The organism is Rhodococcus opacus B4 (genome assembly GCF_000010805.1).
Lineage (GTDB): Bacteria > Actinomycetota > Actinomycetes > Mycobacteriales > Mycobacteriaceae > Rhodococcus_F > Rhodococcus_F opacus_C.
The window spans coordinates 4,071,776-4,087,551 of record NC_012522.1; the positions used below are offsets into that span (position 1 = coordinate 4,071,776).

Annotated in this window: 18 protein-coding genes and 1 pseudogene; 10 read left to right on the forward strand and 9 right to left on the reverse strand. The window is 68.0% G+C overall.

All coding sequences use genetic code 11. The annotated features are described in order from the left end of the window. The first annotated feature begins 88 nt into the window (after nucleotides 1-88). From ROP_RS18620 to ROP_RS18630, 3 genes are all read left to right on the forward strand, one after another. Nucleotides 89-673, forward strand: coding sequence for an Rv1733c family protein (locus ROP_RS18620; RefSeq protein ID WP_043826674.1), 585 nt, complete (start codon nucleotides 89-91; stop codon nucleotides 671-673). A gap of 99 nt (nucleotides 674-772) precedes the next feature. Next, nucleotides 773-958 (forward strand): hypothetical protein, encoded by a 186-nt coding sequence (locus ROP_RS18625; RefSeq protein WP_012690961.1) that lies wholly within the window; start codon nucleotides 773-775, stop codon nucleotides 956-958. A gap of 95 nt (nucleotides 959-1,053) precedes the next feature. Continuing rightward, the gene (locus ROP_RS18630; protein WP_012690962.1) at nucleotides 1,054-1,998 is read left to right on the forward strand and encodes a 3,4-dioxygenase subunit beta; all 945 of its coding nucleotides are present in this window, start codon (nucleotides 1,054-1,056) and stop codon (nucleotides 1,996-1,998) included. Between the two features lie 6 nt (nucleotides 1,999-2,004). On the opposite strand, the gene ROP_RS18635 is transcribed toward ROP_RS18630, so the two are convergent. The 3 genes from ROP_RS18635 to ROP_RS18645 form a co-directional block, all read right to left on the reverse strand. Then, nucleotides 2,005-2,544, reverse strand: coding sequence for an Rv1733c family protein (locus ROP_RS18635; RefSeq protein ID WP_050785102.1), 540 nt, complete (start codon nucleotides 2,542-2,544; stop codon nucleotides 2,005-2,007). Between the two features lie 166 nt (nucleotides 2,545-2,710). Then, nucleotides 2,711-3,013, reverse strand: a complete 303-nt coding sequence (locus tag ROP_RS18640) for a hypothetical protein (protein ID WP_012690964.1) — start codon at nucleotides 3,011-3,013, stop codon at nucleotides 2,711-2,713. An 83-nt stretch (nucleotides 3,014-3,096) separates the two neighbouring features. Then, the gene (locus tag ROP_RS18645; protein ID WP_012690965.1) at nucleotides 3,097-3,999 is read right to left on the reverse strand and encodes a LysR family transcriptional regulator; all 903 of its coding nucleotides are present in this window, start codon (nucleotides 3,997-3,999) and stop codon (nucleotides 3,097-3,099) included. 74 nt (nucleotides 4,000-4,073) lie between these two features. Here ROP_RS18645 and ROP_RS18650 point away from each other — a divergent pair, with 74 nt between their 5' ends. Continuing rightward, the gene (locus ROP_RS18650) at nucleotides 4,074-5,162 is read left to right on the forward strand and encodes a DMT family transporter (RefSeq protein ID WP_012690966.1); all 1,089 of its coding nucleotides are present in this window, start codon (nucleotides 4,074-4,076) and stop codon (nucleotides 5,160-5,162) included. Here the strand turns inward: ROP_RS18650 and ROP_RS18655 are convergent. The 3 genes from ROP_RS18655 to ROP_RS18665 form a co-directional block, all read right to left on the reverse strand. Then, complete coding sequence (locus ROP_RS18655) at nucleotides 5,050-6,105, reverse strand: GGDEF domain-containing protein (RefSeq protein WP_012690967.1); 1,056 nt, start codon at nucleotides 6,103-6,105, stop codon at nucleotides 5,050-5,052. The two genes, ROP_RS18650 and ROP_RS18655, sit on opposite strands and share 113 nt — an antisense overlap. Before the next feature lie 71 nt (nucleotides 6,106-6,176). Then, entirely contained in the window at nucleotides 6,177-7,073 is an 897-nt protein-coding gene (locus ROP_RS18660) for a carbon-nitrogen hydrolase family protein (RefSeq protein WP_012690968.1), read from the reverse strand. Between the two features lie 3 nt (nucleotides 7,074-7,076). Further along, a complete protein-coding gene (locus tag ROP_RS18665; RefSeq protein ID WP_012690969.1) occupies nucleotides 7,077-8,582 on the reverse strand; it encodes an APC family permease in 1,506 nt (501 codons plus the stop codon). Nucleotides 8,583-8,709: 127 nt separating this feature from the next. On the opposite strand from ROP_RS18665, the gene ROP_RS18670 reads away from it, so the two are divergent. Then, nucleotides 8,710-9,321, forward strand: coding sequence for a TetR/AcrR family transcriptional regulator (locus tag ROP_RS18670; RefSeq protein WP_012690970.1), 612 nt, complete (start codon nucleotides 8,710-8,712; stop codon nucleotides 9,319-9,321). A gap of 14 nt (nucleotides 9,322-9,335) precedes the next feature. Continuing rightward, on the forward strand, nucleotides 9,336-9,704 hold the full coding sequence (locus ROP_RS18675; RefSeq protein ID WP_012690971.1) for a hypothetical protein: 369 nt from the start codon (nucleotides 9,336-9,338) through the stop codon (nucleotides 9,702-9,704). On the opposite strand, the gene ROP_RS18680 is transcribed toward ROP_RS18675, so the two are convergent. Beyond that, complete coding sequence (locus tag ROP_RS18680; protein ID WP_012690972.1) at nucleotides 9,666-10,049, reverse strand: hypothetical protein; 384 nt, start codon at nucleotides 10,047-10,049, stop codon at nucleotides 9,666-9,668. The two genes, ROP_RS18675 and ROP_RS18680, sit on opposite strands and share 39 nt — an antisense overlap. Before the next feature lie 280 nt (nucleotides 10,050-10,329). Further along, nucleotides 10,330-11,307, reverse strand: a complete 978-nt coding sequence (locus tag ROP_RS18685; RefSeq protein WP_012690973.1) for an Lrp/AsnC family transcriptional regulator — start codon at nucleotides 11,305-11,307, stop codon at nucleotides 10,330-10,332. A gap of 111 nt (nucleotides 11,308-11,418) precedes the next feature. Here ROP_RS18685 and ROP_RS18690 point away from each other — a divergent pair, with 111 nt between their 5' ends. Then, nucleotides 11,419-12,849, forward strand: a complete 1,431-nt coding sequence (locus ROP_RS18690; RefSeq protein ID WP_012690974.1) for an amidase — start codon at nucleotides 11,419-11,421, stop codon at nucleotides 12,847-12,849. Then, on the forward strand, nucleotides 12,846-14,291 hold the full coding sequence (locus tag ROP_RS18695; RefSeq protein ID WP_012690975.1) for a short-chain fatty acid transporter: 1,446 nt from the start codon (nucleotides 12,846-12,848) through the stop codon (nucleotides 14,289-14,291). The genes ROP_RS18690 and ROP_RS18695 overlap by 4 nt, the downstream gene beginning before the upstream one ends. Nucleotides 14,292-14,299: 8 nt before the next feature. Here the strand turns inward: ROP_RS18695 and ROP_RS18700 are convergent, their stop codons facing one another. Continuing rightward, nucleotides 14,300-14,749: a hypothetical protein gene (locus tag ROP_RS18700; protein ID WP_043824962.1), complete on the reverse strand. Its 450-nt coding sequence runs from the start codon at nucleotides 14,747-14,749 to the stop codon at nucleotides 14,300-14,302. 138 nt (nucleotides 14,750-14,887) lie between these two features. Here ROP_RS18700 and arr point away from each other — a divergent pair, with 138 nt between their 5' ends. Both arr and ROP_RS18710 read left to right on the forward strand, forming a co-directional pair. Next, nucleotides 14,888-15,328, forward strand: coding sequence for an NAD(+)--rifampin ADP-ribosyltransferase (gene arr, locus ROP_RS18705; RefSeq protein ID WP_012690977.1), 441 nt, complete (start codon nucleotides 14,888-14,890; stop codon nucleotides 15,326-15,328). A 109-nt stretch (nucleotides 15,329-15,437) separates the two neighbouring features. Beyond that, nucleotides 15,438-15,695: pseudogene (locus tag ROP_RS18710) on the forward strand (HNH endonuclease); the annotation flags it as partial. Between the last annotated feature and the right edge of the window lie 81 nt (nucleotides 15,696-15,776).

The window sequence follows — 15,776 nt, forward strand, 5'->3', positions numbered from 1 at the left end:
GTTTGCCGTTTTGGGTTTCCCTACGGCCTGATCAGCGGTGACACTGTTGATGCAGATATTTAACGTGAACGAAATAATGAGGTGAATGGTGTTGGGTCGCTCGAAGGCAACCGTGGTGTATTCGGTGTCGGGTCGACCGTCCAACCCGTTCGCACGACCGGTCGATCGCTACGCGGCCACCCTGCGGTCCGTCATCGCCGCACTCGCGGGTGTCGCGATCGTGCTCGCCGCCGTGATGGGCACCTGGCAATGGCACCAGGAGAGTGCGCGGGCTGCCCAGCAGCGTGCCACCACCACCATCGTCAACGCCGTCACCAGCGCCGACGCGCCCATCACCATGTCGCCGCGCGGCTCGGTCCGGACCACTCCGATGGTCGAGGCGACGTGGCCCTGGACCGCCGAGTCGCGCACCGAGAGCATCGAGGTCCCCTCCGGAACGCCGGCGGGCACGGAGAAGACCATCGTCGTCGACGCGGACGGCAACTGGGCGGGCCCGAGGATCACCACCTCCGACGTCGTCAGCGGCGCGGTCGCGGCAGTGCTCCTCACCCTCGCGGCCAGTGCCCTGCTCCTCGGCATGGTGTGGGCGATGTGTGCGCGCGCCGTCGAACGCCGCCGCCAGCAGTATTGGGACGAGAGCATCCGCCGGCTGTTCGCCACCTACAGTCGCTGATCCTCACCTCGGAGATCACCTCCTGATTGCGCCGTCTCCGCGGCGGTTTCGGTGCACTCGCTCCGGGCTATTCAGGTGATGCCGAGGAAAGGTGGAGCCATGTCCGACAGGGATGCTTCCATATTCGAGAGCGAGCGAGAACTCGACGAGGATTCCGTCCGGAAAGCTCAGCGGACCGTCGCCCACCACTCGATCGACGCCGACGACTGCCGGATGCTGCTCGCTGCGCTCGGAATCCCCCTCGTCCGCGATGCCGACAACGCGGCCGGTGCCGAAGCGTTGTGACCCGCTCACAGTGACTTCACAGCGAATCTCCAGGGTGCCCGCACCGGGGGCCGATTGTATGGGACCCAACCCCGGAACAGCCCTTGGAGGTCCCCATGACGAACAGCCCTCGTCACCACCACGCCGAAGAAGTGCACGAGCACGATCGCGGTCTCAGCCACGACCTGAAGTCGATGTTGTCGCGTCGCCGCGCCCTGTTCGTGTTCGGCGCCGCGGGCGCGACCGCGCTCGCCGCCTGCTCGACGGCAGGATCCACGGGGGCCTCGTCCTCGACCTCGACGACGGGCGCGGCGGCGACCACGGCGGACACGGCGAGCGACGGCACGTGCGTGGCGGCGGCGCCGCAGGAAACGGCCGGACCGTATCCCGGTGACGGGTCCAACGGCCCGAACGTCCTGGTCGAGTCGGGGATCGTGCGTCAGGACATCCGCAGCAGCTTCGGTGCCTACTCCGGAACGGCGGAGGGTGTCGCGACGACGATCGAACTCGACCTGCAGGACCTGACGAAGGACTGCGCGGCCGGCGCCGGAATGGCCGTCTACCTGTGGCACTGCGACCGGGACGGCGAGTACTCGCTCTACGGCAAGGGCATCACCGAGCAGAACTACCTGCGCGGCGTCCAGGTGGCCGACTCGGCGGGCAAGGTGTCGTTCACGTCGATCTTCCCGGCCTGCTACTCCGGGCGCTGGCCGCACATCCACTTCGAGGTGTTCGACACGCTCGAATCGGCGGTGGCCGGTGAGGACGCCCGCCTGACGTCCCAGATCGCGGTGCCGCAGGACGCGTGCACCACGGTCTTCGCCTACGACACCGGCTACGCCACGAGCGTCTCCAACCTGTCGAAGGTTTCCCTCGACTCGGACAACGTGTTCGGCGACGGCTGGGATGCCGAACTGGCCACCGTGTCCGGCGAACCCGCCACCGGCATGACCATCTCGATCACGATCGGCGTCGCCGAGAAGTCGGCGAACACCCAGTCCGCGCCGGCCGGTCCGGGCGGGGGTGGCGGACAACCGCCGGCAGGAGCACCCGGCCGGTAGTGCCCGTCAGCTGACGTGCCACCCCGGAGGCCGGTCGAGTTCGTTCCATTCGCGGGTCAACCGGGCCTGCTGGCGTCGGGAGGCCACCCAGTGGACGATCAGGAACAGGACGCAGTAGCCGCCGGTCGACGTCACCCAGATCCCGCACGCGACGCTCACCGCAGTGGCCGCGTTCTGCGAACCGGTCTCCGGTGCGGCGACGAGGTCGCCGTTCGGGTCGAGCCAGACGGTAACGGTCTGGCCGGCCTTCGCTCCGGCCGCGGTGGGAACGTCGGCGGTGTGCGTCTGACCGTTCACCGACCACTGCACCCGCGCGTGGGCTTGGTACTGGGGGGAGGCGGACAGGGCCTCTCCGGCGCTCCCGGTGCGGGAATCCTCCACGAGGGTGGCGGGGGTCGAGTGCCGGGTGGCGAGTTCGGCCTGGGTCTGCTGGTCCAGCCGCGAGTACGTCTCGGTTCCGACGGCCGCGGCCAGTGGAATCATCAGGAGCACGAAAACCACCCCGATGAGAACCATCGCGGATCGCAGTCGGTCGCATCCGCGCATGAGTGGGTTGCGGCTCCATGGACCCAGACGCCACAGGCGTATCGGCGCTGCACACGTTTGGCTCATCGCGCACCTCCGGTGGTTGCCCACCACCATTGTGCAACCGAAACGCCTGCGCGTGTAGGGCCTTCTGTCAGGTCATGGTCTTCGGTGCCCGCCTGCCGAGTCAGACCTTTTGCACGAGGTCCGGCCAGGGAGGGCGGCGGAGGACGGCGAGGGTCGCGATCACGGCGGCGGCCAGTCCGATGAATTCGCCGAAGAGCGCTACCCGGGTGCCGTCGACGGCGGGCTCCCACGACACGTTGCCGTCGTGGACGACGAAGACCCCGACCGGCGCGGGGCCCAGGATGCCGCGAAATCTGGTCACGGTGAGGATCGTGGCTCCGTCGGTCGTCTCGTAGGGTTCGCCGTAGATCCGCGTGGCGGCGGCGTTCGCATGCGACTGGTTCACCACATCCCGAAGTTTCACCGCGACACCTCTCGCCGTTCGGCCGAAGACCGATCTCATGATGGCACCCGGGCCGGCGCCGACGTGGCATTCCGGCTCGCGCGTCACGCACCGATCCCGGCGAAGGCCTCGGTCAGCGCGTCGATGCCCGCGCGGACCGTGGGCCGGTCGTTGTCGGCGCGGCGGAGCGCATAGATCTCCCGCTCGAGTGCGGGACGCACCGGGACGATGGCGACGTTGTCCGGCACCCAGACGCGGGCCAGGCGCGGCACGAGGGCGGCGGCGAGTCCGTGTGCGACGAATTCGAGTTGCGCCGCGAACTCGGGCGCTTCGTACCGGATGTCCGGCTCGATGCCGCGGTTCCGAAGCGTCTGCACCAGCCAGGTGTGGAACACCGCCCCCTTCCGCCACGTCGTCCACGGCATGTCCGCGATCTCGTCGAGGTCGACGTGGTCGCGGGAGGCGAGGGGATGGTTCCGGGACAGTGCGACATCGGCCGAGTCCCGATGTACCAGGGTGTGCACCGCGTCTTCGGGAAGGTGCAGGGGCATGGTGACCCAGCTGTCGACGACGACGAGGTCGAGTTCGCGGCGCACGATCGCCGGAATGAGATCCTCGGTCTCGCCGGCGGAGTAGCTGACCGCGAGTTGAGGGTGGCGTCTGCGCAGCGTGGCCACCGCGGTCGGCACGACGACCCTGCCTGCGGAGGCGAACGATCCGATGCGTAGTTCTCCCACCACTTCGCGATCGAGGGAGACGACCTCGGATTCGGCCTGGGCCAGCAGCGATATCGCTTCCTGCCCTCGGCGGGCCAGGAGCCGGCCCGCCGCGGTGAGCTGAACGCCGCGACCCGCGGGCACCAGGAGTGGGACGCCGACCTCCCGTTCGAACTTGCCGAGCTGCTGCGACACCCCGGACGGTGTGACGTGCAGGGCACGGGCCGCGGCGCCGATCGAACCGTGTTCGGCGACAGCGCACAGCGCGCGGAGTCGATCCAAACTCAACATGGTAGCGATGCTACTGCTTTCATGAAACGACTATTCACTTGTTGTAATGGTTGGCGCCTCGGAGAATTCTCGGTGTGACTACTGCCCTCCGTCTGCGTCCCCGTGCCCTCGTCAGCCCCTCGTTCAGCGTCGCGTCCGTGGATCCGCGACTGCTCGTTCTGGCTGGTGCGGTAGCGACTTCGCTGACCGGCAGTCTCATCAAATTGTCGGAGGTGGAGCCGGCCACGTCGACGTTCTTCCGGTGTGTGCTGGCGTTGCCCATCCTCGGTCTTCTCGCCCTGCAGGAATTTCGGCGGCACGGCGGCATTCCCCTCCGGGTGATTGCCGCCCAGGTGCTCGGCGGGATGATGCTCGGCGTCGACTTCGCGCTGTGGGCGCGATCGATCCAGATGATCGGTGCCGGGATCTCGACGGTCGTCGTCAACGTCCAGGTCATCGTCGTGCCGCTGTTGGCGTGGATCGTCTTCCGTGCACGGGTGCCGATCCGGTTCGTCGTAGCGGTTCCGTTCCTGTTCGCGGGGGTTGCCCTAGCCGGCGGAATTCTCGGCGGCAGCGGCGAGGGCGGCCAGTTGTTCCTCGGAACCCTGCTGTCGCTGGCCGCGGGCGTGGCCTACGGGATCTACATCTTCGTCATCGGCCGGGCGGGATCCGCGCACCGGGCGTCGTCGCAGGTGTTCGTGTCGACGGTCGCCGCGGGTGTCGTCGGGACCGCGGTGGGATCGCTCTGGGGAACGGTCGACCTCACGCCGGGCTGGCCCGCGCTGGGATGGCTGGCGGCGTTGTCGCTGAGCAGCCAGGTGCTCGGCTGGGTCCTCATCGGATTCGCCCTGCCGAGGCTCGCCGCCGAGGTGGGTGCCACGTTGCTGCTGCTCCAGCCGGTCCTGGCGATGCTGTTCTCCATCGTGATCGTGCACGAGCGTCCGAGCATCGGGCAGTTCGCCGGCTGCGCACTGGTCGTCGCGGCGGTGTGGATGGTCACCCGGGTGCGGCCGGCGGGCCGTCGTTCGATGACCGCGCGAATCGCCGAATCACCCGCGGCACGACTCTCGGTCAGGCGTTCCACTCCGTCTGCAGTGACGCTTCGCCGGCCGGCGGGTCGGGTGGGTGGTGTCGCTGCTTCGCGCTGTACAGCTCACGGTCGGCCTGTCGATAGAGCGCGGTGAGCGGGTCGGACTCGCCGGTGCACGACGCCACGCCGAAGCTGAACGAGGTGGGGCTCTGCCGCGCGAGTTGCGCCATCACCCCGGGCAGCTCGGCGTGGTGCTCGCCGACCATGCACGTGACGAACTCGTCGCCACCGACCCGGGCGAGCAGGGCGCCGCGCGGCAGGTGTCCGGCGAGGTAGTTCGCCAGGTCGACGAGAACCGCATCCCCCGCGGCGTGGCCGTAGTGGTCGTTGGTCGACTTGAACTGGTCGACGTCGACGAGCACCAGCGTGACCGAGGCCTGGTTTCCGCCCGCGCCCTCGAGCGCGTCCCGGAACGCGAGTTCGAACCCGGCGCGGTTGAGCAGGGCCGTCAGCGCGTCGGTGCTGGCCGATTCGATCAGGGTCCGGGTCAGGGATCCGAACATCTCGGCCGCACCGACCACACAGGTGACCGCCACGACGAGAACGGCGGCCTTCACGGTCGCCGTGTCCACGTCGACCGGCACCAGGGTGAAGGCGGTGGGGGCGAGAACGACCCCGACCACCATCGACGCGGTGAGGGAACCGACGAGGAGCCTCGCCTGCAGCTTCGGGTAGAACACGACGAAATACATCGCCAGGAACGTCGCCGCGATCGCGCAGAGCAATTGGGCGACGGCGAGAATGAGGCCGGACATCACGATCGGTGTGGCGAACAGTGCCGCCGCGGTGCTGACCTGGAGGGCCCGCCGTCCGGGCCTGCGCCCACCCCGGTACAGCACCACGAGAGCGATCACTCCGAGGAGGATGCCGGCCGAGCGCGCGGCGACGGTCTCCGGCCGGATCGGCAACCCGACCATCGGAGGCAGGACGAACCCGGCCACGTGCAGCGCCGTCGTGATCCACAGGTAGCGGCGCAGGATGCGCGGCTGATAGTCCTGCAGGACCGTGTCGACGGACGAAGCAGCGAGGGGCCTCACTCTGGCAATTATCCAGGACCGGTCCCCGGCGAGGGCGGCTCTCTCCGCAACCGCCTTCCCCGGGGAAGATGTCAGCGGGTCGTGACCGCCGGGATCGGCACGGCGTTGTCGTGCCACGGCGGTGTCTGGATTCCGGCGCCGTCGTACATCGGGAGTCGAATCTCGGTTCCGTACCGGGCGATCTGGTCCCAGGGGCGGTTGAGGCCGAACGTGCCGTACGACCGGACCCGGGTCACGGCGTCGAGGTCGAGGGTGTCGACGAGGACCTCCTCTCCCGAGCCGGCCTGCTGCCGGATGACGCCCTCGGGATCGACCACCACGCTCGCACCGACGCCGGCCGGGTCGGCGCCGTTGACGTTGACGACGTAGACCTGGTTGGTCCAGGCGTTGGCCCGCGAGCAGACGAGTTCCATCTCGCGGTCGCGGGTGGTGGTGAGGGTGGGCTGGATGATCACTTCGGCGCCGAGCCACGCGAGTTGGCGTGCGGTCTCGGGGAAGGAGCCGTCGTAGCAGATGGCCAGCCCGATCCGGCCGGTGCCGGGGATGTCGAAGACGACGAATTCGCTGCCGGGTGCGGTCTGCTCGTAGGGCTGCCAGGGGAAGACCTTGCGGTAGCGGGCCACGACCTCGCCGAGCGGTGACACGGCGATCGCGGTGTTGTAGATCCTGTCGTCGTCGCGTTCGTAGAGGCTTCCCGGCACCAGCCACAAACCGGTCTCCTCGGCGAGTGCGCAGATCCGGTCGAGGTGGGGGCCGTCGAGCGGCAGGGCGACCCGGTCCATCCAGTCGGCGCGGGCCTGCAGGAGGGGCGCCTCGGCTGCCAGCATCAGTTCGGGAACCACGACGAGTTCGACGTGGGGGAAGGTGTCGCGTACGGCGCGGACCTGGTCGGCGAACCGTTGCCAGGTGGCCTCCACGTCGAACGCGATAGGGGCGGTTTGCACGGCGGCGATGGTCAGTGTGCGCATGGTTCAGTCCTCTGTGACGGTCAGGCGGGTGACGGCGGTGCGGCCGTCTCGGAAGAAGCGGCGGAAACGGGTTCGGGCGAGCACCATCGCGACGGCGCCGACGGCGATCGAACCGACACCGAGCAGGAACACTCCGCCGATGCCGTGGAACGAGGTCGCCCCGTAGCCGGGGTCGAGCATGTCGTGGGCGCTGCGTGCGAAGGCGGCGAGCATGATCGTCGCGCCCAGTGCGGGCAGGATGCCCCGGAGGAACAGGTCGCGCGGGGAGTCGTTCAGGCGTCGCCGGAAGTACCAGACGCAGGCGAGGCCGGTGACGCCGTAGTAGAACGCGATGAGCAGGCCGATCGACAGGATGGCGTCGCCGAGGAAGTTGCCCGAGACGAGTGTGAGGGCGGTGAGCAGAACCGCGGCGGTGGTACCGAAGAAGACGGTGCCGAACGCGGGCGTGCGGTAGGTGGGGTGAATGCGGGTGAAGGCGCGGGGGAGGGCGCCGTGCGCGCCCATCGACAGGGTGGCGCGGGAGCTACCGAGGACGCAGGTGAGCAGCGCCGAGATCGCCGACACGCAGATGGCGAGTTCGACCACCTTCGACAGGGTCGCGCCGAGTACCGGCGGCCCGAGGGTGGCGAGGACGTCGCCCGCGTTGTCCGGATTGCCCAGGCCCAGACCGTCGGTGCCGATGCCGGCGAAGCTGATCGCGGCGAATCCGGTGAAGAGGTACGTCCCGAGCAGGACGAGGGTGGAGATCACCGCGGCCTGGCCCGGGATGCGGTCGCTGTCGCGGGTTTCCTCGTTGACGGTGATCAGCGCGTCCCACCCCCAGTAGATGAACAGGCACAGCAGCACCGCCTCGGCGAACGGGCCGAAGCCGCCGAATGCGAGGGGGTTCAGCCAGGACAGGCTGGGTGCGGACGCTCCGCCACGAGCGAACGCGGCCGCGCCGAATCCGAACAGGGCAACCACCTGCAGTCCCAGCAGCACGTACTGCACCGACGCGGCGAGTTGCAGACCGCGGTAGGCGACGGCGGTGACTGCGGCGACGATCAGGACCGCGGTGACGATCACCGCGACATCGTTGGACGCCAGCGAGTCCAGCCCGAGCAGGGTCAGGAGGTACCCGGCTCCGACCCGGGCGAGTGCCGTCATCGCGATGAGCGTGGCGATCTGCACCACCCAGCCGCCGGACAGCCACCCCGTGTGCGGACCGAAGGCGCGTGTGGTCCAGACGAACGTGGTGCCGCAGTCCGGCATCTCCCGGTTCAGCTCACGAAAGGCGAACGCCGTCAGCAGGATCGGCACGAAACCGAGAAGGAGGGCGGCAGGTGCGAGGTTGCCGACGACCATCGTCACGAAACCGAGGGTGACGGCGATGCTGTACGCCGGCGCGACCGACGACAGGCCGAGCGTGACCGCGGCGAGCAGGCCGACGGAGCCGCTTTGCAGGCCCTTCCCGGTGGGCGTGGGTGGTGGGTCGAGGCTGGTCTCGGCTTCGGTGGGGTTGGTCGGCACGGTGGCTCCTGAGTTCGAACGGATTCGTTAAACAAAAATTTAAGAGAAGTGTGATCTACCTGTCAATAGCTGGGCGGGTATTCTCTAAATCTCCGTATAAGAACGAGGGCGAACAGGGGCGAAGGCAGTGGCGCGGAAGAAGGATCAGGGGGCCCGCCGGGCCGAACTCGGCGAGGCCGTCCAGCGGGCGGTGCTCGCGCGTGGACTGGAGGGGGTGCGTCTGCGCGACATCGCGGAGCAGGCGGGGGTGACACCCGCGGCGGTTCTCTACTACGGCGACCTCGATGCCCTGATCTACGACACGTATCAGCGGGCCATCGAGCGCTTCAGTCAGGAGCGCGAGCGCGTCGCCGAACAGTTCCCCGACGCACGCGACCGCCTCCGGGCCTGCATCGACCACGGTGTCGCGAGCGGACCGGACGACGAACTGGTCCGTCTCCTGTTCGAGTGCTGGCCGCGATCTCTGCGCGACGCCAAGGCGGCGGCCCTCGACAGTTCCCTGACCGAGCGCCAAATCGCCGTCTACTCCGGCATTCTCGTCATCGGGCAGACGCAGGGCCACTTCGCGCTCACCGACCCGCCGCGCATGCTCGCCGCCAATTTCGTCGCGATGGAGGACGGCTACCAGATGGAGGTGCTGGCAGGCCGGCGCAGCCGCGCCGAGGTGATCGCCAGCCTCCAGTCCTATGCGCGCGCGGCGACGGGGCACGATCTGAGCCAGCGGGGTACTGGATACTGAGAGTAACGGATAGGTTGGACGCCCGTCACCGGCCGAGTACCGACAAGGAGTCTCCCATCAAGATCCTGCAGAACGTCTCGAGCGAGATTCGAGAGTGGGAACGGGCCGTCACGGTGGTCGTGCTCCGCATCCGCCAGATCGGGGTACTGATCGACCGCCTGGGTCCCGCCATGGACGACCTGTCCGAACTACTCGACGCCGCGAAGCAGATCGCGGAGACCGCGGAGGGGCTCGCCGTCAGCGCGAAGGGCATCGATCAGAGCGCCGAGATCATCGCCCGCGACGCGGAGAAGATCGCGCAGGCGCTGCCCGCGGTCGAGCGGTTGGGCCGGCTCGCGGACCGCCTACCCGGAGGGGGTCGGCGCTACGCTGCCGGCCGGTGACGACAGTTCGGACTCCGGGTCGTCCCCGATCCCGGCGATCGGCAGGGCCGCGAGTGCGCGGTCGAAGGCGTCGGCGAGCCATTCCCCGGTGACCTCGACCAAGTGGGTGTCCTCGCCTCCCGGCTCCCTCTGAACGAAACGCACCGTCCACGGGTGTTGCGCGTCCGGATCGGTGCTGAGATCCCCCGGCGCGTTGGTGGCAAGCAGATGGACGCTGTGCTCGAAATCGACCCTGACCGCATAGCCGGTGCCGGTGTTGACGACGGACGCCGGGCGGCGGGCCGCCAGCGCGAGGGTCATCAGGGCATCGGCGTACCGGGTGGTGTGCTGCTCGGTGAGTGGCATGAACGGTGCCTTTCGACTGTTGTGACCGTCGCGCCGCCCGCGGACTTCGTCATGCAGGCACCCCGGAGATCGATGGTCCGGAAGAACAAATTCCGGCAGATCACGAGAAGTTCGAAGTGAAGGGCGTCCTCGCGCACTGTGCGCGAGCGCTACGCCAGAACGGAGCACGGACACGTCGGACGTCCCGTGAACTCGGTAGCTGTGTACTCAACTGCGACTTACCGTACGGGGCGGGACCGACATATGCGACACGGGGTCGTGTCGGGCGTGCTCAGCGCCGCTAGCCGAGGTCGTCGGCCAGCACCCGGCTCTGTTTGAGGGTTTCCAGGATCAGCGAACTCTCCAGCCGGTCGACGTGCTCGAGCCACTCGGCTTCGAGCATCAATTCGCGCAGGGCTTCCTTGGAGGGCAGCCGGAAGTCCGCGACGATCTGATAATCGCCCATGATGATCGCCGCGTAACGGAGAAAGGGCTGCCCGGCGAGCGCCTGCGCGACGGCCGACACCCGCGACGGTCGCGCCCGGATCCACAGCAGCGCGGCGACGGGGAGGCCGATCAGCGCCGGGTCGAACACCGCGCGGAACGTGAGCAGCCCGGACTGCCGCATCTTGTCGAGGCGTCGTTTGACGGTCTGTTCGGAGATGCCGACCAGCCGGGACAGTTCCTCGAAACTCGCCCGGCCGTTCTCGACGACCAACCGCACGAGTGCCTTGTCTTCCCGGTCGAGGACGACCGGGTCGGTGAATTGCGGCCAGCGGGTTTTCGGGATTCGGCGTATGCCGGAGGTCTGCGACGGGGTCAGGATTCCCGGTTCCCAGTCGTGAAGCGTACGTATGTATTCCAGCACCGGCGAGATGTCCATCTGCAGAAAACCGGACGGGGTCGCCATCTCCTGCAGGAACAGCCGGGACTGCCGGCGGCGGGGCGCCCAGATGTCGGCGTAGCAGTGCTGCGGTCCCGACAGGACGTACACCGTCACGGTCTCCGGTCGGTGCGCGAGCGCGACGGCGGCCGTCAACGTGCTGTCCGGGCGGCACCGGCCGTGGACGATGAACGGATCGGAGTCGGCGGTGCGATGCGGATCCGCCATCCCGCGGACTTCCACCATCCCGGTTTCCAGCAGTCGTGACCCTCGGCGTGCGACCGTGCGCTCGGCCTCGCCGAGCGCGGCGGCGATCGTCGACCACGTCGCGCGGCCGTCGACGATCAGCGCGGCGATGATCTTGCGGTCCAGGGGATCCACTGAGTGTTCCGGCATGATCGGCCAATCATACGGCTGAATCCTCCATATTGCCTGAATTCATTGCTCGAATCCGGCATCGGGGTGACGCTTGGGGCCGAAAGCCACGTTCGTTCGATAGGAGCCCCGATGTCCGATCTGATCCAGAAACCCGCACGCGAGGTCGTCCGGTTGCTGCGCGAAGGAGCAGAGACGCCGACGAGCGTGCTCGAGGCACTCCGCAGGCACGTTGCCGACGCAGACCGGCAGGTCAACTCCCTGCCGATCCAGTTCTTCGACGCCGCCGCCGAACGGGCGGCACGATTGGAGGCCGAAGTTCCCGATCCGGCGGGGCGCGGCCTGCTCGCCGGGCTACCGGTCGCGGTGAAGGACTACAACGACGTGGCGGGGCAGCGCACGACGCACGGTTCCCCGCTGTTCGCCGACCACGTCGCCACCCGGTCCGACGCGATGGTGAGCGTCCTCGAGAACAACGGTGGCATTCCGTACGCCAAGTCCAACGTGCCCGAGTTCGCGGGCGGTCACACGTACAACACGCTGTTCGGGCCCAGCCGCAACCCGTGGAACCTCGACCGGTCGGTGGGCGGTTCTTCCGGTGGTTCGGCCGCCGCGCTCGCCTCCGGCAGCGCCTGGCTGGCGACCGGCAACGACCTGGGCGGCAGCCTCCGCACCCCGTCCGGATACAACGCGACCGTCGGTCTGCGGCCGACTCCCGGTCGGATCCCGCGGCGCCGGCCGGCGATCCCGTTCGACCCGCTGTGGGTGGAGGGGCCGATGGCGCGCAACGTCGGTGACGTCGCCCTGATGCTGGACGCGATGGTCGGGCACGACCTGCACGACCCGTTGACGAAACCGGAACGGCCGCTGTCGTTCCTGGAACGACTGGCGACCTTCGGCCCGCCCACCCGCGTCGGTTTCAGCCCGGATCTCGGGTGCCTGCCCGTGGAACCGGCGATGCGCCGCGTCTGCGGTGACGCGATGAAGCACTTCGACGCACTGGGCGCCGACGTCGTGGCGGACTGCCCGGACTTCACCGGCGCCTACGACGCCTTCCAGGCACTGCGCAGCCATCTGGTGGCGGCGGTGCACGGCGGGCTTCTCGCCGAACATCGCAGCGAGATCAAGCCCGACATCGTCTGGAACATCGAGCGCGGACTCAGCCAGACCACGCAGACGCTGCTGTCGGCGGAACGCGTTCGCGGACAACTGTTCCACGAGATGGCGGACTACTTCGAGACCCACGATCTGCTGGTGATCCCGTCGGCGCCGCTCGATCCCTTCCCGGCCGAGTGGACGTATCCCGAACGCATCGACGGCGTCGAGTCACGGACGTACATCGACTGGATCGCGATCACGTTCTGCGTGAGTCTCACCGGGTGCCCGGTCGTCGCGCTCCCGTGCGGTTTCTCCGACGCCGGACTGCCGGTGGGGCTGCAGTTGGTCGGTGCGCCGGGGCAGGAGGCCCGGCTGCTCGCGCACGCGCAGATGTTCGAGACCTCCGTGGGCATCGCCTCGAGTCTGCCCGTCGTGCCGCGTCGACCGAAGGTAGCGACATCATGAGCAGCACAATCGAATCCGACGTTCGTGATGAGCAACAGCAGGACGCCCGCGAGGGCTTCCTGGCCCGGGTCGCGCTGCGGTTTGCGTCGGTCATCGAACGGTGGTTCCCGGACGCGTTCATCTTCGCGCTGCTCGCGGTGGCGCTGGTGGCGGGGGCCGCGCTCGCCATCGGCGCGTCGCCCGCGACGGTCGCGACGAACTTCTCGACCGGTTTCTGGGATCTGATCCCGTTCACGATGCAGATGGCGATGGTGGTGGTCACCGGCTACATCGTGGCGTCGTCGCCGCCCGCCGAACGTCTCATCACGCGGCTCGCGGCGATACCGCGCACCGCCCGCGGCGGCGTCACGTTCATCGCGGTGGTGAGCCTCGTGACGTCCATGGTGAACTGGGGTTTCGGACTGGTCTTCGCCGGTTTGCTGGCGCGGGCGATGGCGCGCCGCACCGACCTCGGCCTCGATTACCGCGCCGCCGGCGCGGCCGCCTATCTGGGAATCGGCGGAATCTGGGCGCTCGGGCTGAGCTCCTCGGCGGCGCAGCTGCAGGCGAATCCGAAGAGCCTCACCCCCGAGCTGCTCGCGATCACCGGTGTCATCCCGTTCCGGGACACGATCTTCCTGTGGCAGTCGCTGTTTCTCGCGGCGGTGATCTTCGTGGTCAGCATCGTGATCGCGTATCTGTCCGCGCCGCACAAGGCGAATTCGGTCACCGCGGGGGTGGACGTCCACGACGTGTCGCCGCCGTTGCCGAAGCGGGAGCGTCCCGGCGACTGGCTCGAATACAGCCCGGTGCTGCCTCTGATCGTCGGTGCGCTCGTATTCGGCTGGCTGCTACGGGAGTTCGCGGCGAACGATCCGATTCTCGTGATCTCCAACCTGAGCACGTACAACCTGCTTTTCCTGACGTTGGGCATGCTGCTGCACAGGCGTCCACGGCGCTTCCTGCTCGCGGTGAAGAATGCGGTGCCCGCGTGCGCGAGCATCCTGGTCCAGTTCCCGTTCTACGCCGGCATCGCCGCCATCATGACCCGGGCGCAGGACGCCGACGGCAACACGGTGGCGCACTACATTTCCGAGGGCTTCGTGAACATCGCCTCGCACGGCACGTTCGGATTGGTCATCGGTATCTACTCGGCGGTGCTCGGGTTGTTCATCCCCTCGGGCGGGGGCAAGTGGATCATCGAGGCCCCGTACGTCATGCAGGCGTCCAACGACCTACAGGCGCATCTCGGGTGGACGGTCCAGATCTACAACGCCGCGGAGGCGCTGCCCAATCTCGTCAACCCCTTCTGGATGCTGCCGCTCCTCGGCATCCTCGGCCTGCGCGCCCGGCACCTCGTCGGGTTCACGGCCGTGCAGCTCGTCTTCCACCTGCCCATCGTGCTCGGACTGCTGTGGTTCCTGGGGGACACACTCACCTACACTCCGCCCGTGCAACCCTGACAGCTCGGCTACAGACTGTGACCGCGATCGAGGAGCGCGTCCAGCCAGAGCAGCGCCTCGACGAGGGCCTGCGTGCGGGTGAGGGCGGAGTCGGCCGGCTCCGGTGGAGGGAGGACGGATCCCGTGCGGTGCCTGCTCTGCAGGTGCCGCACGACGGCCGTGAACAACCACTCGGCGGGTGCGGGCAGCTCCTCGTCGAATTCGGTGGTGTCGTGCACGACGGGGACGACACTGATGAAGCTGTCGACGGCGTCGTCGATGCTGGCTGTCGGATCGGCGACGAGGTCGGCGATGGTCGTGACCATCCACGTCACCACCGAGCTGAACACCGACCGGTCGCCGTCGTCGCACGCGATCTGAGAGATTGCGGGAGCGAGCGCGTGGAAGTCACGATCGCCCACCAGGGTCAGTAGGCGACCGCCGAGTCGCGCGCCCTCGTCGGCCCCGTCGATCCGCATTCCCACGGCAGGTATTCGGCGCCGCCGCGGTTACGGATGGGGCGGCGCGCGTTGCTCCCGTTCTCACCATATGGCAGAGAGGGGGGCTTGCGGCAAGGCCCCTGACGTGCCGCACAATCTTCCGACCACCTACAACGGATGGAGGTCGTCGTGACGAGCACGCCGAAACCTTTCGAAGTGCACGAGTCGGGTGCGCTCCTTCACGGCACCAAGGCCGACCTCTCGGTGGGTGATCTGCTGCTGCCCGGTCGCCGGTCGAACTATGGCGGAGGGCGGCTCGCGAACCACGTGTACATGACGCACACGTTGGATGCCGCAGTGTGGGGAGCCGAGCTGGCTGTGGGTGAGGGCCGGTGTCGCATCTACATCGTGGAGCCGGAAGGCGCGCTGGAGGACGACCCGAATGTGACGGACAAGAAGTATCCCGGGAATCCGACTCGCTCCTACCGCACCCGGGAGCCCGTGCGAATTGTCGGCGAGATCACGGACTGGGTGGGGCACTCACCTGAACAGCTTCAATCCATGCGGGACGGTTTGGCTGACCTCGAGCGCCGGGGTCTTGCCGTCATCTACGACTAGCTCCTTCTCACGCCGGACTTCGACGGGTTCATCCGCGCCGCAATTCAATTCGGCGCCGTGTTCGAAATCAGGCATTGACTCGAATGTTTGTTCGAACCATGCTGGGTGCATGGGGATCGGGGAGGATATCCAGGGGGCGTTGTCGGACGAGATTCAGAAACTCGAGGCCTTGCGCGTCAAACTCGTCGTCGACTACCGCTGCACGGTCGATGTGCTGGGATTTCCGAACGTCAAGATGTGGCCGGCGTCCAGGACGCTGCTCGAGGTGGGTGCGGCGGGGCGAATCGTGATGCTGGGCAGAGGTTTGCGACGCCAGCCGGAGATCGCGGACGAGTTCTATGACACCAACATCTCGCCGGAGCACGCCCATCCGATATGGGTAACCTCGTGCTGCTCTGCGGTTTTCATCACCGTCTGCTCCACCACAGTGACTGGGAGATCGTGATGA